15 protein-coding genes are annotated in these 18,126 nt (G+C 51.0%); 6 read left to right on the forward strand and 9 right to left on the reverse strand.

All coding sequences use genetic code 11. The features are described 5' to 3' along the window. Positions 1–5: 5 nt before the first annotated feature. Together xthA and ACGHM3_RS11050 are read right to left on the reverse strand one after the other, a co-directional pair. Positions 6–830, reverse strand: coding sequence for an exodeoxyribonuclease III (gene xthA / locus ACGHM3_RS11045; RefSeq protein ID WP_345416479.1), 825 nt, complete (start codon positions 828–830; stop codon positions 6–8). After that, complete coding sequence (locus tag ACGHM3_RS11050; protein ID WP_345416476.1) at positions 827–2,929, reverse strand: carboxy terminal-processing peptidase; 2,103 nt, start codon at positions 2,927–2,929, stop codon at positions 827–829. The genes xthA and ACGHM3_RS11050 overlap by 4 nt, the downstream gene beginning before the upstream one ends. 462 nt (positions 2,930–3,391) lie before the next feature. Between ACGHM3_RS11050 and rimK the strand changes: the two genes are divergently transcribed. The 3 genes from rimK (at position 3,392) to ACGHM3_RS11065 (ending at position 5,870) form a co-directional block, all read left to right on the forward strand. Next, on the forward strand, positions 3,392–4,297 hold the full coding sequence (rimK, locus tag ACGHM3_RS11055; protein ID WP_345416473.1) for a 30S ribosomal protein S6--L-glutamate ligase: 906 nt from the start codon (positions 3,392–3,394) through the stop codon (positions 4,295–4,297). Between the two features lie 69 nt (positions 4,298–4,366). Further along, a complete protein-coding gene (locus ACGHM3_RS11060) occupies positions 4,367–5,419 on the forward strand; it encodes a succinylglutamate desuccinylase/aspartoacylase family protein (RefSeq protein ID WP_345416470.1) in 1,053 nt (350 codons plus the stop codon). 31 nt (positions 5,420–5,450) lie between these two features. Next, entirely contained in the window at positions 5,451–5,870 is a 420-nt protein-coding gene (locus ACGHM3_RS11065; protein WP_345416468.1) for an ATP-dependent zinc protease, read from the forward strand. 310 nt (positions 5,871–6,180) lie between these two features. Here the strand turns inward: ACGHM3_RS11065 and ACGHM3_RS11070 are convergent, their stop codons facing one another. Further along, the gene (locus ACGHM3_RS11070) at positions 6,181–6,522 is read right to left on the reverse strand and encodes a hypothetical protein (protein ID WP_345416465.1); all 342 of its coding nucleotides are present in this window, start codon (positions 6,520–6,522) and stop codon (positions 6,181–6,183) included. 720 nt (positions 6,523–7,242) lie between these two features. Between ACGHM3_RS11070 and acnA the strand changes: the two genes are divergently transcribed. Then, complete coding sequence (acnA, locus tag ACGHM3_RS11075) at positions 7,243–9,981, forward strand: aconitate hydratase AcnA (protein ID WP_345416462.1); 2,739 nt, start codon at positions 7,243–7,245, stop codon at positions 9,979–9,981. Positions 9,982–10,323: 342 nt separating this feature from the next. Here the strand turns inward: acnA and ACGHM3_RS11080 are convergent, their stop codons facing one another. The 6 genes from ACGHM3_RS11080 to ACGHM3_RS11105 all read right to left on the reverse strand — a co-directional run bounded on the left by ACGHM3_RS11080 (position 10,324) and on the right by ACGHM3_RS11105 (position 16,110). After that, positions 10,324–10,467, reverse strand: coding sequence for a transposase (locus ACGHM3_RS11080; protein ID WP_345416459.1), 144 nt, complete (start codon positions 10,465–10,467; stop codon positions 10,324–10,326). A 45-nt stretch (positions 10,468–10,512) separates the two neighbouring features. After that, positions 10,513–10,644: a hypothetical protein gene (locus ACGHM3_RS11085; RefSeq protein WP_345416456.1), complete on the reverse strand. Its 132-nt coding sequence runs from the start codon at positions 10,642–10,644 to the stop codon at positions 10,513–10,515. Positions 10,645–11,047: 403 nt separating this feature from the next. Continuing rightward, entirely contained in the window at positions 11,048–11,281 is a 234-nt protein-coding gene (locus tag ACGHM3_RS11090; protein WP_390518247.1) for a transposase, read from the reverse strand. A gap of 47 nt (positions 11,282–11,328) precedes the next feature. After that, on the reverse strand, positions 11,329–12,981 hold the full coding sequence (locus ACGHM3_RS11095; protein WP_345416453.1) for an AMP-binding protein: 1,653 nt from the start codon (positions 12,979–12,981) through the stop codon (positions 11,329–11,331). 10 nt (positions 12,982–12,991) lie between these two features. Beyond that, complete coding sequence (locus ACGHM3_RS11100; protein ID WP_345416450.1) at positions 12,992–14,977, reverse strand: acetoacetate--CoA ligase; 1,986 nt, start codon at positions 14,975–14,977, stop codon at positions 12,992–12,994. Between the two features lie 5 nt (positions 14,978–14,982). Beyond that, a complete protein-coding gene (locus tag ACGHM3_RS11105; protein WP_345416447.1) occupies positions 14,983–16,110 on the reverse strand; it encodes a CaiB/BaiF CoA-transferase family protein in 1,128 nt (375 codons plus the stop codon). A gap of 161 nt (positions 16,111–16,271) precedes the next feature. On the opposite strand from ACGHM3_RS11105, the gene ACGHM3_RS11110 reads away from it, so the two are divergent. Next, the gene (locus ACGHM3_RS11110) at positions 16,272–16,928 is read left to right on the forward strand and encodes a hypothetical protein (RefSeq protein WP_345416445.1); all 657 of its coding nucleotides are present in this window, start codon (positions 16,272–16,274) and stop codon (positions 16,926–16,928) included. Positions 16,929–16,949: 21 nt separating this feature from the next. Continuing rightward, entirely contained in the window at positions 16,950–18,119 is a 1,170-nt protein-coding gene (locus ACGHM3_RS11115; RefSeq protein WP_345416443.1) for an acyl-CoA dehydrogenase family protein, read from the forward strand. Positions 18,120–18,126: the final 7 nt, after the last annotated feature.

Raw genomic sequence — 18,126 nt, forward strand, 5'->3', positions numbered from 1 at the left:
CGGGGTTAAAGGCTAGACTGCAGGTCGAATTTGGCCCAGATTGGCGCGTGATCCGAGGGCTTTTCCATGCCTCGGATATCGTAGTCTACGCCGGCGTCTACTAGGGTTTCCAGAAGACTTTGAGTGGCTAGGATCAAATCTATACGCAGCCCGCGTTTAGGCTCACGTTCAAAGCCTCGGCTGCGATAGTCGAACCAGCTAAAGGTTTGAGATTCATCCGGGTGCTTGTATCTGAATGTATCGGTTAGTCCCCAGTCATAGACTTTTTGCAACCACTCTCTTTCCTCGGGCAAAAAGCTGCATTTGCCCGTGCGCAGCCAGCGCTTGCGATTGTCTTCACCAATGCCGATGTCGATATCCTGCGGCGAAATATTCATGTCGCCCATAACAACTAGGTGATCATCTGGGGAACGTTCTGTTTCTAGTCGGTTTTGTAGGTCTTGATAAAACGCCGTCTTGTTGGGGAATTTCGTGGGGTGTTCTCTGTTTTCACCTTGTGGAAAATAACCATTGATCACCGTTACCGTACCAGCAGAAGTTGGAATGTCCACGCTGACTAGGCGGCGCTGGCTGTCTTCGGTATCGCTGGTAAAGCCCTTACAAGATTGCAGTGGCGCAACCTTGGTGAGTAACGCAACGCCGTAGTGGGTTTTCTGTCCATGGTAAACCGCGTGATAGCCCATTTCGGTGATTTCAGTCAGAGGAAATTCTTCGTCGCTGACTTTGGTTTCTTGTAAGCCGATAACTTCGGGTTGGTGCTGCTCTATCACCGCGCTCAGTTGGTGTAGGCGAGCGCGGACACTGTTCACGTTAAACGAAACAAACTTCACTGATTAAAATTCCAAATCTTGTAAGAAAGCGCAGTGCGCTGTTTTTCTTGGGTGCGAATGTAATCGGCTAAAATATGGCCACTTTCAATCAGCAGAGCGTCGTCTTCGGTGTCAATTTGCGACCCGGAAAACTGATCCTCTTCTTCTGGCTCTTCTTTCTTTAAGTCTTCGTAGGTGGCTAAAACTGCTTCGCCTTTGGCCTTGCGGCGCTTGTTTTCTAGGGCCAATAGTTCGCCCTCGCGTTCTTTCTTCTCTTCAAGACGGCGCTCTTTGTTGAGCGTTAGCTCGGTTTGTTCACGGTAGCTCTTGGCCAGGCTGTATTGGTCCACGATGTACTGCAGGTCAGCGTCTTGCTGCGCCCGTTTTACGTGTTGCGACTCAAGCATGGGCAGCAGGTTACTGAAATCGATGTAACGGTCGTGTCTGACAGGGTGGATTTGGTCCCACTCCAGGGCGGTATCGTAGGTGCTTTCACCGACTTCGCTAGGGTCAATCATCTGTGGCAGAGAGATGTCCGGAATGACACCCCGGTGCTGAGTGCTATCGCCAGATACCCGGTAGAACTTGGATTCGGTAATTTTTAGCTGGCCTTCGTGCACTTTGGTCAGGGTTTGTACAGTTCCTTTACCAAAGGACTGGGTGCCGACGATAAGCCCTCGCTGGTAGTCTTGGATGGCACCGGCAAAAATCTCTGATGCGCTGGCGCTAAGGCGGTTGATCATCACCACCAAGGGGCCACGGTATACCGCTTTATGACGACTGCGGTTGCGGCGGGAGATCTCTTGGTTGGTTTCACGAATTTGTACCACGGGGCCGGCATCGATAAACAAATCGGTTAGCAGGGTAGCCTCGGTCAATGAGCCGCCACCGTTGTTGCGCAGATCGAGAATGACGCCGTCTACATTTTCGGCCTGCAGCTCTCGCAACAAGCGGCGTACGTCGTTAGTGGTGCTTTTGTAGTCGGGCTCGCGGCGGCGGTAACCTTCGAAATCGAGGTAAAATGCAGGCACATCAATAACACCCAGTTTGATCATGGTGCCGGTGCCGTCGTCGACCTCAAACACGGCTTTTTTGGCCGCCTGTTCTTCCAGTTTTACCTTATTACGAGTGATGGTAATGAGCTTAGTTTCGGCGTCGTTGGCGGCTTCCGATGGAATGATTTCTAACCGTACCACGGAATCTTTGGGGCCCCGAATTTTGCTGACCACCTCATCCAAGCGCCAGCCCACTACATCGACCATTTCGCCTTTTTCGCCCTGGCCAACGGAGATAATCCGGTCGGCGGCTTTGAGCTCGCCTTGTTTATCCGCAGGCCCCGCGGTAACGATGCGTACCACTTTTGTGAACTCGTCTTCGGTTTGCAACACCGCACCGATACCCTCAAGGGATAGCGACATATTGATGGTGAAGTTTTCTTCTGAGCGCGGCGAGAAGTAGCTAGTGTGGGGATCGTAAATCTCGGTTAATGAGTTGATAAGCAGTTCGAACACGTCTTGCTGATCTTGTTGATCAAGCCGCTTTAGTTGATTCTTGTAGCGTCGTAGAAGGGTTTCTTTGGCCTCCGCTTCGGTTTTATCCGATAACACCAGGTTCAAGGCTGATGACTTAATTCTTTTACGCCAGTATTGGTCGGCTTCGGCGGCGGTTTTAAACCAAGTGCCGTTTTCGTCTCGGTCCAGGTCGATGGTTTCGTCAACGCTAAAATTAAAGTGCTGGTCGGAGTTCTCCAGCGATTGTATAACCTGTTCCAAGCGCTTTTCTACCCGGCTGCGGTAGGTGTTGTATATTTTGTAACCAGGGGCGAGGTCACCATCTTTAAGACGCTCATCCAATTTGAATCGGTAGCGGTCAAAGTTGTCGATATCAGCCTGTAAAAAGAACGATTTGGAAGGGTCTAAATTGTCCAGCAGATTGTTGAAATACTTCTCAGAAAGCTCGTTGTTCACTTTCAATGTGCGGTAGTGCTTATTGCTTAGGGTATCAACGATTTCAATCAGCGTTTGTGACTGCGCTTTGGAGATTTCAATCGGGGTTGATTTAGCAAAAGTTAATACCGAACACGATGCAAATATAAAGCTAACAAACAACTTTCTATACATTCTTTAAGCCTTTGTTTTTAATACATAAGTTGGCGTTATCATAACTGCTTTTAATAGCCGTTTTGGTGCCAACAACGCGCACAATACCGGCGCTCTGGAACGTTAAGACTAGCATGCCTCGGTGTTGGTTCCAGAGAGCCTATTGGCCTGGCGGAAAAATTTCGGCGTGAAAAGTAAAAATAGCTTGCATCGGCCGGGCTATCATTACAGTGTAGCGGCCCTTCTAGCAGCCTCTAATGTTAATGCGTGCGCGTATTAGCAGTGGGGCAGTCTAGCAGTTGCGGTAATTGCGCCTCAAGGTCTTTGTGCCAGCCGGCACGATACTGGTTTGAACTTTGCTGCTCGATATTAGACATATCCAATACTAGGCCCAAATCACAGCAGGGGGCCACAGCGAGAGGTTTGATCCGTTCACACTCGCTGTACAATTTCTGTCCAAAATTATACTTTTTGAGGAGAACCATGAGAGTAGCCATTTTGTCGCGTAACGAAAAACTGTACTCCACGCGACGGTTGGTGGAGGCCGGACGCGAGCGAGGCCATACCGTAGACGTTATCGATACCTTGCATTGTTACATGGACATTACCACCAGCCAGCCCACGGTACGCTACCGGGGTGAGGCATTGCCACACTACGATGCGGTGATCCCCCGCATTGGTGCTTCTATCACCTTCTATGGCGCAGCCGTGGTTCGGCAATTTGAAATGATGGGCACTTTTTGTTTGAACGAATCCGTCGCTATTAGTCGGTCACGAGACAAGCTGCGTTCTTTACAGCTATTGTCTCGTAAAGGTATTGGCCTGCCCAGAACCGGTTTTGCCAGCAAGCCAGACGACGTAAAAGACCTGATTAAAAATGTCGGTGGCGCGCCCCTGGTGGTGAAGTTGTTGGAGGGCACCCAGGGCATTGGCGTGGTACTGGCCGATACCGATAAAGCCGCAGAAAGTATCATCGAGGCCTTTATGGGTCTTCGCGCTAATATTTTGGTACAAGAGTTTATCGGGGAGGCCGGCGGCGCCGATATCCGTTGTTTAGTGGTTGGTGGCAAGGTGGTAGCGGCCATGAAGCGCCAGGGCGCTGAAGGCGAGTTTCGCTCTAATCTGCACCGTGGCGGCAGTGCTCGCTTGGTTAGGCTTAGTAAGGAAGAGCGAGCCACCGCCGTCAATGCCGCTAAGGCCATGGGGCTTAACGTTTGTGGCGTTGATATTTTGCAATCCAAGCGAGGACCTGTGGTTATGGAAGTGAATTCCTCGCCGGGCCTGGAAGGTATTGAGCAAGCCACGGATAAAGACATTTCCGGGATGATTTTTAAGTTCATCGAAGAAAACGCCGCTGCAGGTTCCACCAAAACTCGCGGTAAAGGTTGATAAACAGGGATGGCAACAGGGGCACTCAACCGTTGCCTGTGCAAACTGTTTGTAAGTGAGATTTAGTGTATGGCATTAGAGCCAGAAATGTTAGAGATCGGCGGCCACCAGATTGCGCCAGGGGAGACCCTCCAGATAGAAATGCCGGTAGTGCGTTTGTATACCGACACCGACATCTGCATGCCAGTACACGTAGTCCGGGGTAAAAAGCCTGGGCCCACGGTATTTGTTAGCGCTGCTATCCATGGCGATGAGTTGAATGGCGTAGAAATTATTCGTCGGTTGATAAAGGACAAATCGCCGAGAATTGTGCAGGGCACGTTGCTACTGGTGCCCATGGTGAATGTGTATGGGGTATTGAACCAAAGCCGCTACATGCCCGATAGGCGTGACCTAAACCGTTGTTTTCCGGGGTCTCGCAAGGGGTCATTGGCAGGCATTGTTGCCAACCGGTTTCTCACTGAAATTGTTGGCCATTGCCAGTACGGCATAGACCTGCATACCGGCGCCATCCACCGAACCAATTTCCCACAAATACGCGCCAATCTAGAGGACGAAGAAACCTTGGAGTTGGCTAAATCCTTTGGTGTGCCGGTATTGGTAAATTCCAACCTACGAGATGGCTCGCTGCGCGAGGCGGCGCAAAGTGTTGGCGCTAAGGTGCTGTTGTATGAGGCCGGCGAAGCCCTGCGCTTTGACGAGCTCTCAATCCGTGCCGGCGTGCGTGGTGTTTTAAGGGTGTTGGAGGCTCTGGGCATGGTGCGCAAGCGTCGAAGAGCCGCAAAGCGCGAGCCTATTGTGCCATTTGTGGCGAATACCAGCACATGGACCCGGGCACCCTGCAGCGGCATAGTTCACAACTTAAAAAACCTCGGTGACGCCGTTGTCAAGGGCGATCCTTTGGCGGAAATAGGGAGTCCCCTGGGGGAAACATTCGGTGTCGTGCGCGCAGCTCGCTCCGGCATTATTATTGGCAGGCAAAACATTCCGTTGGTGCAAGAGGGCGATGCAATGTTTCATATCGCGTATTTCACGCAGTCTGATGACGAGGTAGTGGAAAATATCGAGCTGATGCAAGATACCCTTATGCCGGATGCGGATTCCAATTTCCAGCCTGTGTAGTTGGACGACCAATAGATAGGTAAAGATCGTTATGGAAAAACTCGTTATTGGCGCGGTCGAAGCTTGTAGTTTGCCCGAACTCAGCATCGAAGATTTAAAAATTCGAGTCGATACTGGCGCTAAGACCTCCTCTTTGCATGTAGATAACTTGCGCTGTATCACAAAAAACAACAAACCTTGGGTGAAATTTGATATTCATCCGGAAGCCTATAGCGTGGATCAGGTCGTTCATTGTGAAGCCAAGTTGCACGACATACGCTCTATTAAGTCGTCTAACGGGTCGTCTGAGGAGCGGTACGTGATAAAAACCATGTTTCAGCTCGGCAGCCAGAGCTGGCCTATAGAAATAACCTTAACTGACCGCTCTGATATGAGTTATTTGATGCTACTAGGCCGAGAGGGGATGTCGGATAGAGTATTGGTTGACCCATCACAGAACTTTTTGCAATAGAGAAAAGTTGTTCCAAAACCGACTTCGTCGCTGAGCCAAGAGTGTGTAGACAATCTAACAGCTGGTGGCTTTGTACGTGAACAAAGCCAAACAGCAAATAGGAACAAGAACTCAAATCAATAGCTCCGAAGGGCGATCGCTTCGGGGCTTTCTCAATTATACCTACTTCGATTTTGTCCGTTTCAATTCAAACAACTCTATTAACCGCCTTTTCTCTTTAGGCCAGTCTCTTTTGCAGCACAATATCCAGGCGCAATGCCTGACCGAGTAAAAGCCACGGCTGTGTTGTAACCGCAGTAGGCATTAATATCTACTGCGCAGCGAAGTGCTGAGTCTTATCTAAAATTAGGTCCAGTAGATCGCAGTCCTCATACTTCTCATCGAGCGTAACGCAGAGCGCAGTTCTATCTTTATCATTCAGCGTGCAGATGGCGTCCGCTAGCTGCTCAGCAATCATATGGTTGGTTAAGTCGTCTCGAGTTTCACTCATGGCGAATATCGTGTCCCAGGTTTGAGTGTGGAGTTTAGGCAAATATAAAATTGCCAACGACACATAGGGACAATGCTCTGCCTCGGGCGTTTCGAATATTGAGGCTGGTGTGGACACCGGCTTGTTATCAGACAAATTAATCTGTGCGGAGTGTTTTATCATTTTTTCACCCTATACTAGGTAAAGTGAATTCCAGGTTGGTTGCTTGATGAGCAACCTACGTAAACTTTCTGTAAGTTAGATAGCACAAAGTGCGTTTAATCGTCCGTGAAATTAACAAGGGTCATCTCACTTTTATTTGTTTTATATACAGGCTTGCAGGGTAATTTTTACAAGCTTATTGCAAAAATTACATATTCAGACGGCCAGTCTAGCAAGTTATTTCGCGATCCCGCGATAGTTTTAGGTGCCAAAACGTCATTGATTTCATTATTTTTTTCACGCTATCGGTGTGAAATAGCTAAAACGTCTTTCCGGGTGTTTGCTCAATCATTTAATTGCATAAAAACCAGCGTCTATCTAAAAGTCTGCTCCTCCGTGTTGCACTTGCGCATGCCATCCAGTGGAGTGTCTTATGGCACGTCCTTTAGTCTGTTCATGAGCTTTATAGCGAGCCAAGACCTTAAACATACTGCCGCAGCAAATTACTGGCCAAGTGCACATTGCTAGGTAAGCGCTTACCGTAGTGTTAGCAGCGAACGCATGGGTAGACGTTTACGATTGGCTCGTTGGAATGAACTGTGCAAACAGACTGGTTAGAGAAACGCGTACAAGGAAATTTATACGCGCAACATTGTCTAGGCGATTAAGAAAGTTAAGACTCTTCGATTCGCCGCAGAGCAAAACAATGAATCCGTGAGAAGTTATTGTCTGGAGAACACAGTGAAAACACAATTTAAAGGCAAGAAAGATTCTTTCGCTGCCTGTCAGGAATTATTGGTAAATAACAAAAGTCACACTTACTTTCGTTTAGATTCGGTTCAGGATCAACTCGGCGCCATCAAACATCTTCCACGATCGTTAAAGGTGCTGTTGGAAAATCTACTGCGTTGGGAAGACGGCGATACGGTGACCAAAGATGACATTCAGGCCGTTGTGGATTGGCAGAAAGAACGCCGCTCCAGTAGAGAGATTCAATACCGTCCTGCTCGTGTACTGATGCAAGACTTCACCGGCGTTCCCGCGGTGGTCGATTTGGCTGCGATGCGAGACGCGGTCGTTAAAGCGGGCGTTGACGCCAGCAAGATAAATCCCCTGGCGCCGGTTGATTTAGTTATAGACCACTCCGTAATGGTCGACGAATTTGCAAGTCCTGAGGCGTTTGCAGCCAACGTAGAAAAAGAGATGCAACGTAATAAAGAACGTTATGAATTTTTGCGTTGGGGGCAAAAAGCGTTCGAAAATTTCCGTGTGGTTCCGCCCGGTACGGGCATCTGTCACCAGGTTAATCTGGAGTTCTTAGGCCAAGTGGTTTGGCTAAATGAAGTGGACGATGAAGCGCTGATTTACCCCGATACTCTGGTGGGAACAGATTCCCACACCACCATGATCAATGGCCTGGGTATTTTGGGTTGGGGCGTGGGCGGTATTGAGGCCGAGGCTGCAATGCTGGGTCAGCCCGTGTCCATGCTCATTCCAGAGGTGGTTGGTTTTAAATTTGAAGGTTCGTTGAACGAAGGCGTCACCGCGACGGACTTGGTGCTTACCGTTACTGAAATGCTGCGCGCCGAGGGTGTGGTCGGTAAGTTCGTAGAGTTCTATGGCCCAGGCTTGGCCCAGCTGCCGCTGGCTGACCGTGCCACCATTGCCAATATGGCTCCAGAATACGGCGCTACCTGCGGTTTCTTCCCGGTGGACGACGAAACACTCAGATACATGCAATTAAGTGGCAGGCCGGCGGAGGTCATTGCTCGCGTAGAAGCCTACACCAAAGCACAAGGGCTCTGGCACGACCCGGAAGTAGAGCCAAACTTTACCGCAACCTTATCACTGGATTTATCCACGGTTAAACCCTCTTTGGCCGGCCCTAAGCGGCCCCAGGATCGAGTGTTGCTGCCAGAATTGAAAAACGCTTTCGAAGAGCTGTTGGCCTTACAGTTGACGCCTGCCAGTAACGCCACCGCCAACCTAGAAAACGAAGGCGGAAGCACTGATTTGCCGGCTGTTGAGTTTTCCATGGGTGGGGAAACTCATTCCATTACCCACGGCGACGTTGTTATTGCTGCGATTACCTCGTGTACTAATACGTCAAATCCTAGCGTAATGATGGCCGCCGGGCTTTTGGCGAAAAAAGCCGTGGAGAAAGGCTTGTTGAGCAAGCCTTGGGTAAAAACATCCTTGGCCCCGGGATCGAAGGTGGTCACCGATTATTTGGCCGCAGCCGGCCTTATGGAGCCGCTTGAAAAGCTGGGCTTTTATCTAACCGGCTATGGCTGCACAACCTGTATTGGTAACTCAGGCCCATTACCAGAGCCCGTAGCAGACGCGATTGTGGAAGGTAACCTAACGGTGTCGGCGGTGCTGTCGGGCAACCGAAATTTTGAAGGAAGAATCCACTCGCTGGTGCAAGCAAACTGGCTGGCGTCGCCACCCTTGGTGGTGGCCTTTGCGTTGGCTGGTAGCACAGCCGTGAATCTGGAGGCTGAGCCATTAGCCGTGGTTGATGGTAAGCCGGTATTTTTGGCGGACATCTGGCCCACCAATAAAGAGATTGCAGAGGCCGTGGCGTCGGTGACTCGCGATATGTACCAAACTCGCTACGCTGACGTCTTTTCCGGCGACGATAGCTGGAAAGCATTGGCCACCACCGAAAGCGATACCTACGACTGGCAGCCAAGTTCAACCTACGTGCGCAACCCGCCGTACTTTGACGCCATCGATAAACCCATACCGCCCGCGCAAGATATTCAAGGGGCAAAAGCCCTGGCAGTGTTCGGTGATTCCATCACCACTGACCACATCAGCCCGGCCGGTACCATCAAGGCAGATTCGCCAGCGGGGCTTTATCTACAAGAGAACGATGTGCACCCGTCGGATTTTAATTCCTATGGCTCCCGCCGTGGTAATCACGAGGTGATGATGCGCGGGACCTTTGCCAATATTCGCATTAAAAACCAAATGCTGGACGGCAAAGAGGGCGGCTACGGCGTGTATCAGCCCACCGGTGATGTGTTATCCATTTACGATGTTGCCCAGCGCTACGATCAAGACGACACCGACCTGATTGTCTTAGCGGGCAAAGAGTATGGTACGGGTTCCAGCCGCGATTGGGCGGCCAAGGGTACCCAGTTGCTGGGTGTAAAAGCCGTTATAGCGGAAAGCTTTGAACGAATTCACCGCTCTAATTTAGTGGGTTTTGGCGTACTGCCGTTACAATTTGCCGAGGGTGACAGCATTGAATCCCTAGGTTTAACGGGCACTGAAACCTTCGCCATTAAGGGCCTTGCTGAGTTGCAGCCACAAAAATCGATTACGGTTGAAGCAACGAAAGACGGTGGGGACAGTGTTACGTTTATCGCTACCTGCAGAATCGATACGCAAAATGAATTGGAGTACTACCGTAGTGGCGGTATTCTTCATTACGTACTGCGTCAGCTTTTGGGTACTGATAGCGAAAAGTAGTTTCGTTCTGTTATCGTCAATTGGGTCAACGTCAACATGGTAATGACGATAGATAAAAACGGCGCTCCATTCGGAGCGCTTAGATCGTTGATAAACCCAGGCTTTTTAGTCGCGGTTTTCTATTTTGGGGTCTGCCCAGGCTGATTTTGGGTTTTGCAAGATTATGGGCTTGTGAAGGCAAAGTCTCGCTTCTGAGTCGCCTAGAGCCACTGATGAGACGATTTGGGGCTTTATTGACGGGTAATCAAGCTAAAATGGCCCGGCTAGGCCACTTGCGCGATCTTCTTAATATATTGAGCAGCCGCGACCATCAAGTACAGTGCCTGAATCTTGCTATGGCCTCTAAATCGCATAGCGACAATTGTGTAGTTGCTTGGCATCGGCAAAGCTACATTCGACGGTTTCTTTTCGGCGCGCGTATATCTGCGCGCCTTCTCCCGTTAACCGGTGCTGATTAACCTGCTCTTTTGCTGTCTTCGCAAACATAACGAGTTACCGTTTTTACCTTGTTTCAGTTTTTTGTGCACCAGCCTAGCGAAGGACTTTGTTTACAAAGATTTGGATCGAAGTGGTAGCGTCGATAACCATCTCTACCGGTGCTGGCATAAATAAGTGCTTGGCCTTCTGGGCATTGATAAACGTCATTTTTTTCGTCGTAGTCATACTCTCGCCCTGCTAGGCCATGACACACCGCAGAGGTAAAGTAACCAGCGTCTCACCCAACCGCTTCAATAGCAAAGCCAAATCGCTCAACTTGGCTATTCAGTCGCTGCAGATTAGGCTCGGAATCGTTTTTGTTTTCAGGGGTTAAGTGTGAATCAGTGATGATATGATAGCGCCTATCCACCCCTCGGTGATCAAGATAGAAGGAACCTCGAGGCTTATCGTCTCGAACCATACAACCGCTCCAGGATCGATCGCACTCTGCGTAATCTCTTTCTCTTTATACGCCGACGATTGCGGCACTACGGGCTTTTTTCCATGAACGAGTAAATCCTCTTCGATGGATTCATTGAGAGCATCGAGATAAGCCTGACGCGCTTCCTGTACCTTTACTCTCAAAGGCCTAAGACACATTGGGTTGTCGGATTCGGTTCTGGAGTGGATGTATCGGGTACTTTATCGGTGAGGCTAAGATATCCAGGAACAAAGGATAGGCCACGTTTACTCGAACATCCCTAATCAATTGGCGCTCACTGCGAACCGCAAATGGATGACCAATGAACAGTAATTTGAACATCAGGGTTAGGTCTAGGACGGGACGACAGCCGTGGCAACAGCAGTTAATTTCTTCTGTCAGCTATTAGGAAGCCACAGCGTCGTCTTGTCGGCTAAACCCATTGGCGGCTAGTGCTCTGCAATCGCTTTAACGATTCCCTTTTTAGAAATACGCCAATTGTGCTCGACGCAGTCCCAGGTGGAGTTTGTTTTAGGGTTATTTCGCAGTTTGTATTTTTCAATTTTTGCAGTAGGGGTGCGCGGGAATTCACTGACAATGTCAATGAAGCGCGGCACCATAAAATAGGGCATGGTATCTCGGCAATGTAAGAATAAGGCTTCTGCGGTAACGCTATGCCCATTGCGAATAATGACAAATACCCGGACTTCATCCTCGCCTAGCTCAGAGGGGTAGGCGACTGCCGCCACTTCCGACACGGCGGTGTGTTTACCCACCAGCACTTCGACTTCAAAAGAGGAAATATTTTCTCCGCGGCGACGCAGTGAATCACTCACTCTGTCTTCAAAATAGAACCAGCCATCGACGTCTTGGCGGCCAACATCGCCGGTGTGAAACCAAAGATTACGCCAGGCTTCGACGGATTTTTGTGGCATGCCCACATAGCCCGAGGCAATCAGATAGGGCTGCTTCGGACGCACAACGATTTCACCACTTTCGCCAATCGGTACTTCGTTATCGAGGGTATCTACAATTCTAACGTCGTACAGCGGGCTGGCCTTGCCACAGGAGCCGGCCTGATAACCTTCGTTCACGCCACCGCGGTAGATGGGCAGCCCGGATTCGGTTGAGCCAAAGACCGTGGTAATTCGGCAGTCAAAGCGGTTGATCAGTTCATGGTGCGTTGGGTCCGGGTCGGGTACGGCGTAAATGCTGCGAATAGACACCTCGCGATCGGCCGGACTTGCCGGCTTAGACAGCAGCATGTTGCAGATGCCGCCGACGCCAACAAAGTTGGTGATGCCGTAGGTGCGAACCTCATCCAGAAAGGTGCTGATACTCAATCGCTGTAGCAATCGCATCTGGCCGCCACACACCAATGTTGCGATGGTGAGAAACTTACCGCTCATATGGAAGAACGGCAGGAAATTCATGATCACATCATCGGCTTGCAGGCTGTTGACGTCGGCGTACATCACGCCATACGCGGTAAGGTAGCGAAACGATAACAATACGCCTTTAGAGGGGCCGGTAGTACCCGAGGTGAAAATGATTCCGCCGATATCCTGATATTGGATATCGATGTCCAGATTGTGTTCTGGCTGTGTTCGCAGGCATACCGCAAAAGGTTGTTCAGTAGCGGGTATCAGTTCATCCACATCGCCCCTGACCAAGCATTGCCCGACGGATGATTCGTCTCGAACCTTACGAATCACCGCCAAGTAAGCGGTATCGACGCAGGCCAGTGTTGCGCCGCTGGTACATAATTGGTGTAACAGTATGTCGCCATGATAGGCGGTATTGATCGGCACCTCGGTTGCGCCCAACTTGCCCAACGCAAACCAGAGTGCGAGATAATCGGGCGAGGTGTCCATCAAGACAGCAACCACTGAGCCATACCCTATACCCATCTCTGCCAGATTACGGGCTACCCGATTGGCCAGGCGATTGAATTCGGCATAGCTGTAGTGGCTGGATTCAAAGGTGAAGAAACACTGATCGGGAATGGCTTGTGCGCGCTCTTCCAGTAACCGACTAAAAATCATTCGGTCGGCAGGCATGGTGTCGAAGTAGTGGGTAACAGGGGCGGTTGTCGAGTTCATGGCGATAATGTCAGTTGTTGTTATGGATGGTTGAGGGACGAGAATGCTGGGTGTACCAGGCGACGATTTCGTCGATCGCCTGGGCATTGCCCAGGCTATCGGGGTTGGCAACCTGTTCAATGCTCGCCCCTTGTAAGATGCGCTTTACTGGCGTTTCGATTTTTTTGCCGGTGAGCGTACGGGGAATAGCGTTTAGCCAGACGACATTGTCCGGCACATGGCGAGGTGACAGTTCGTTACGCAAGCGTAGCGTAACGGTTCGCTCCAGTTCCTGAGGGTTGGCACCCGGTTGAGCCACCAGAAACAGAATTAATTGGCCCAGGCCGCCATCATCGTCTTCGAGGTGAATGATCAGGCTGTCGCGTACTTCGGGTATGGCTTCAATCAGGTCGTAGAAGTCGGCGGTTCCCAGTCGAACGCCGCCCCGGTTGAGGGTGGAATCGGATCGTCCGGTAATCACCGAGGCGTAATCCGGATAGATGATAATCCAGTCGCCGTGCGTCCACATTCCTGGGTTCTGGTTGAAATAGGCCTCATGAAAGCGTTGATTACGCGGGTCATTCCAAAACTTGACGGGCATGGAGGGCATTGGGGTGGTAACAACCAGCTCACCGGGCTCATCGACAATCGGCTGACCATGCGCGTCGAGGGCTTCTACCCGACAGCCCAGCATGGGTGCGGCTAATTCACCGGCACGAATATCGACCATGGGTGAGGCGCCGAGAAAGGCCGAGCAGATATCGGTACCGCCGGCGACAGAGGCGATAACCACCTGTGCGCCAAATTGATCGGCAAGCCATTCAAACCCGGCGGTCGGTAAGGGCGAGCCGGTTGACCCGATGGCTTGTATGGTGCCCAGATCGTAATCTCGGGCGGGAGTTGAGCCCGCATTCAGGCAGCTCATATAAAAGGTGGCAGAATTGCCGAAGTAGGTCAGCTTTTCTTTTTCAGCCAGTGCCCAGAGGTTATCGACATCGGGGGCCATGGGGTTGCCGTCAAAGCAGACCATACGGGAGCCAAGCAGCAGGGCACTGACACTGTAGTTCCAGACCATCCAGCCGGTAGTCGAAAACCAAAAAAACACGTCGTCCTCGCTGACGTCGTTATGCAAACCCAGTGCCTTAACATGCTCCAACAGAATGCCGCCGTGACCGTGCACAATGGCTTTTGGCAGCCCGGACGTGCCAGAGCTAAACAGAATGTACAGTGGGTGGTCGAAATTGCCGCGGTAGCAATCCAGCTCACGCCAGTGGTTTAGCAACGACGGCCAGGGTGTGGCTCGGTCGAGGGTAATCGCCGGGTGGTAGGGCACATCAATCAGGTGCTCAATACTGGTCACTGACTGGCAGATTTGAGCAACTTGTTCCCGGCGGTCAATCGATTTGTCGCCATAGCGGTATCCACCAATCGCCAGTAGCAGTCGAGGTTGAACTTGACTGAGGCGATCAACAACGGCTTTGACACCGAACTCAGGGGCGCAGCTTACCCAAATGGCGCCAATCGATGCCGTTGCCAGAAACGCGATGGTGGCTTCGGGCATGTTGGGCAGGTAGGCGGCGACCACATCCCCGGGTTGAATGCCCCGCTGACGAAGGCCTTCGGCGCAGCGGGCAACCTGATCATGCAGCTGGTCGCGACTGAGTTCAATACGCTCACGGGTTTGTGAAACACCGACCAGAGCCGTCTGTGCCCCTCGGTATTGGAGAATATGCTGCGGGTAAGAAACGCGGGCCCCCGGTAGCCATGCTTTCGGCGGTAACTGCGGTTGGGGAAGGATCGCTTGATAAGGGCCAAGGTCCAGTCGATAAAACTCGATGATGGCTTGCCAGAAATCTTCCAGGTGATTGACCGACCACTCCCACAGCGCCGAGTAGGTGGTCAGGGTTAGCTGTTTTTCATGGCCTAACCATTGGCAGAATCGGCCCATATTGGTGGATTCCAGAATGCCTTCGGGCGCCTTGCGCAATAGTTTGCCCCTTGCTTCATGGTGACTCATTGTCTTTACCCTTGGTCATCGTTGCTGGCTTCCAAATTAGCTATGGCGGCTCGAATGATCTGCTCATGCTCTCCGGGGGTGGGGGCTGGGCTCGGCGTCGCTAAGTCGGTACGTGAAAAACGTGGGCCGGGCGCGGGTTGAGGAATGTGCTTAAGTTGAATGTAAGTTTGGCGAGCTTTGTGATGGGGGTGCTGCAAGGCTTCTTCGAAGCTCAGGACTGGAGTGACACAGGCATCGGTTGCTTCGAACAGTTGGGCCCAATGATCTCGCGGTTGAGATTTGAAGATGTCTGTTAATTGCCGGCGCAAGCGGGCTTTATCGTCGTCACTTTTGCGCGGCCAGTCGGCGGCATTTAGCCCCAGCCCGCTCATCAATGTTTGGTAAAACGCCTCTTCAATGGCGCCAACCGCCACGAATTTGTTGTCGGCGGTTGCGTAAAGGGCGTACCAGGGAGTGCTGCCATCAAAGGTGTTGGTGCCACGTTGACCCCAGCTACCACTGCCCAGCATTCCCATTGTGGCGGCAGAAAGCGAGGCAACACCATCGACAATGGCACCGTCAATCACCTGTCCCAGGCCTGACCGCTGGCGTTCAATCAATGCGGCCAAGATCCCGGTCAGCATAAACATCCCACCGCCGGCGTAATCACCCAGTAAGTTCAACGGGATAGCTGGCTCATCGGCTGTACCCATGGCATCAAGCGCGCCCGATAACGCCAGATAATTAATGTCGTGCCCAGCGGTGTTGGCCAGGGGGCCGGTTTGCCCCCAGCCTGTCATGCGGGCGTAGATCAATCGCTTGTTGAGCGCTTGCAGCTGGCCGGGGCCAATATTTAATTTCTCGGCGGCACCGGGTCGCATGCCTTCGATAAAGATGTCGGTCTGTTCGATCAGAGCGTAAAACGTTTCCCGATCGGCTTCATGTTTAAGGTTCAGGGCAATGCTTTTTTGGCTGCGTCGGCGTGGATCCAGGTCGGGAGGAACGGTCACGATCATGGGGGATGTGCGATCAACAATGGTGACGTCGCACCCTAGGTCGGCCAGTAGCATGCAGGCGTAGGGCGCGGGGCCCCATGAAGCCAAGTGGACGACCCGAATATCTGATAACGGGCGGGTAGGGTGTGCGGGTGACATGGTTAATCCAAGGTCAGTTTTTAGTTATTGTGTCGCGAGAGCGGATACGCGCTTCATCTTTGATTTTTGTCTTAGGCTAGCAATTTGTTTTCATAAAGTCCAACATCAGTGTTTAAAAAAAGACGCAGTCTAAACGGTACGGTTTTTTAACCGTTACATCGGTGACGTTTGGTGGCTTCACGACGGCAGTGTTAAGCGGCGCAAATCTTTGTATGGGGCTCTGGTTGGTGTTTTTATGTAGGCAACCCGCCATAATTTCTGGCTGTATTGCTTTGGTTGGGGGCGCTGATGGTGAACTGTTTTGGCGACCACAGGGTGGTTGGGGAGTGCGGGTGCCAGTAAAGCCGTTGCCGGTCCGCGGGGTCGGTAGCTTGACATGGCCTGGACGGCTGTACCTGATCAAGCATTTTTTAATAACAACATGCGTGTTGCTATTATTTTACTTGGTAATTACGGCCCGCGTGAAGGGCTTGGTAAGTATGAGCAAACGCCCCAGGATGCGTGTTGTGCTCACGCAGGGGCCTGCTCTGTTGATCAGCTTTGGTTGGTTATACGTTGGTCCTGTTGGGGTCGTTTTCCCCCTATCTGACTATCCCAATTGCGATTTTTATCTTCTTCTGCGCGCAATAAGCTACCCGAAAACAACCAAATTAAAAATCAACATATATGTTGTATTTAAATATCTTGGCGATAGAATAAAGTTCGACAATGTATTGATACGGCTATCAAAAGCTTGCGTATACAATAAAAGTTCAGTTGGCACACTTAAGTGGCCTGCTTATAACAAAGTCAACACAATTGTTTTATTTGGTCTTTAGGCTGATCCGCTGGAGAAAACTATGTTCGATCTTGATCTTAACGATACCCAACAAGCACTGGTGGACAGTGTGAAAAAAGTCTGCTCAAAATTCGATGATCAGTACTGGACCAAGCATGAGCAAAGCGGTGAGTTTCCCTTTGCGTTTTTTGATGCTATGGCCGAACTGGGAATTCTCGGCATGGCGACTCCTGAAGCATACGGAGGCAGTGCGTGCTCAATTGAAGATACGGCCTTGGTATTGGAAGCCGTTGCAGCCAGTGGGGCGGGTATTAATGGGTGCTCAACGATTCATCTGTCTATGTTTGGTTTTCACCCTGTGATCTGTCACGGGTCGGAAGCGTTGAAGCAAAAATATTTGCCTCGAATTGCGTCCGGTGATTTACACGTTTCTTTTAGTGTTACCGAGCCAGATGCTGGCAGCGATACCAGTAAAATAACCACTAAAGCCGTTAAAACCGATGGCGGTTGGTTGTTAAGCGGCCGTAAGGTGTGGCTGACAAAGGCGCATATTTCGAAATCAGCGCTTGTACTGGCGCGTACATCGGCGGTCGGTGAAACTAAGCGCCCCATTGATGGCTTGTCGTTATTTGTTGTCGATTTTGATGATAAAACCACCGATATTTCACTGATCCCTAAAATGGGCCGCCGCTGTGTGGGAAGTTGTGAAGTGGTCTTTGATAATACGTTTATTCCTGAAGAAAACTTGGTGGGTGAGATTGGCAAAGGTTTTTATAACCTGCTCGATGGTCTCAACCCAGAGCGGGTATTTGTGGCAGCAGAGGGCGTGGGTGTTGGCCGTGTTGCATTGGAGCGAGGCGTGCGCTATGCCAACGAGCGCTCTGTCTTTGGTCGTTTAATTGGGCAGAATCAAGGTGTGCAACACCCACTGGCTGATGCTCATATGCAATTGAACGCAGCCCACACGATGTACCGTGTAGCGGCTCGCTTGTACGATCAGGGTAAACCGTGTGGTGAAGAGGCTAATACCGCGAAATTTCTGGCCGGACGGGCTGCCAACTATGCCGTGGATCGCGCTTTTCAAACACACGGTGGCATGGGTATGGCTGTGGAATACCAAATTGAGCGTTGGTACCGAGAGATTCGCCTGATCCGCATTGCGCCGGTGTCCGAAGAGCAGATTATGAATTATATCGGAGAGAAAGTGTTGGGTCTGCCACGCTCATATTAGCGTTGTT

The organism is Halioxenophilus aromaticivorans (assembly GCF_042850945.1).
Classification (GTDB): Bacteria; Pseudomonadota; Gammaproteobacteria; order Pseudomonadales; family Cellvibrionaceae; genus Halioxenophilus; species Halioxenophilus aromaticivorans.

Coding starts and splice junctions, on each gene's coding strand:
- ACGHM3_RS11105 (WP_345416447.1), bottom strand. CDS start 16,110: ATGTCACCCGCACACCCTACCCGCCCGTTATCAGATATTCGGGTCGTC.
- ACGHM3_RS11065 (WP_345416468.1), top strand. CDS start 5,451: ATGGAAAAACTCGTTATTGGCGCGGTCGAAGCTTGTAGTTTGCCCGAA.
- ACGHM3_RS11100 (WP_345416450.1), bottom strand. CDS start 14,977: ATGAGTCACCATGAAGCAAGGGGCAAACTATTGCGCAAGGCGCCCGAA.
- ACGHM3_RS11095 (WP_345416453.1), bottom strand. CDS start 12,981: ATGAACTCGACAACCGCCCCTGTTACCCACTACTTCGACACCATGCCT.
- ACGHM3_RS11050 (WP_345416476.1), bottom strand. CDS start 2,929: ATGTATAGAAAGTTGTTTGTTAGCTTTATATTTGCATCGTGTTCGGTA.
- ACGHM3_RS11085 (WP_345416456.1), bottom strand. CDS start 10,644: ATGACTACGACGAAAAAAATGACGTTTATCAATGCCCAGAAGGCCAAG.
- ACGHM3_RS11070 (WP_345416465.1), bottom strand. CDS start 6,522: ATGATAAAACACTCCGCACAGATTAATTTGTCTGATAACAAGCCGGTG.
- ACGHM3_RS11060 (WP_345416470.1), top strand. CDS start 4,367: ATGGCATTAGAGCCAGAAATGTTAGAGATCGGCGGCCACCAGATTGCG.
- ACGHM3_RS11080 (WP_345416459.1), bottom strand. CDS start 10,467: ATGTTTGCGAAGACAGCAAAAGAGCAGGTTAATCAGCACCGGTTAACG.
- rimK (WP_345416473.1), top strand. CDS start 3,392: ATGAGAGTAGCCATTTTGTCGCGTAACGAAAAACTGTACTCCACGCGA.
- ACGHM3_RS11115 (WP_345416443.1), top strand. CDS start 16,950: ATGTTCGATCTTGATCTTAACGATACCCAACAAGCACTGGTGGACAGT.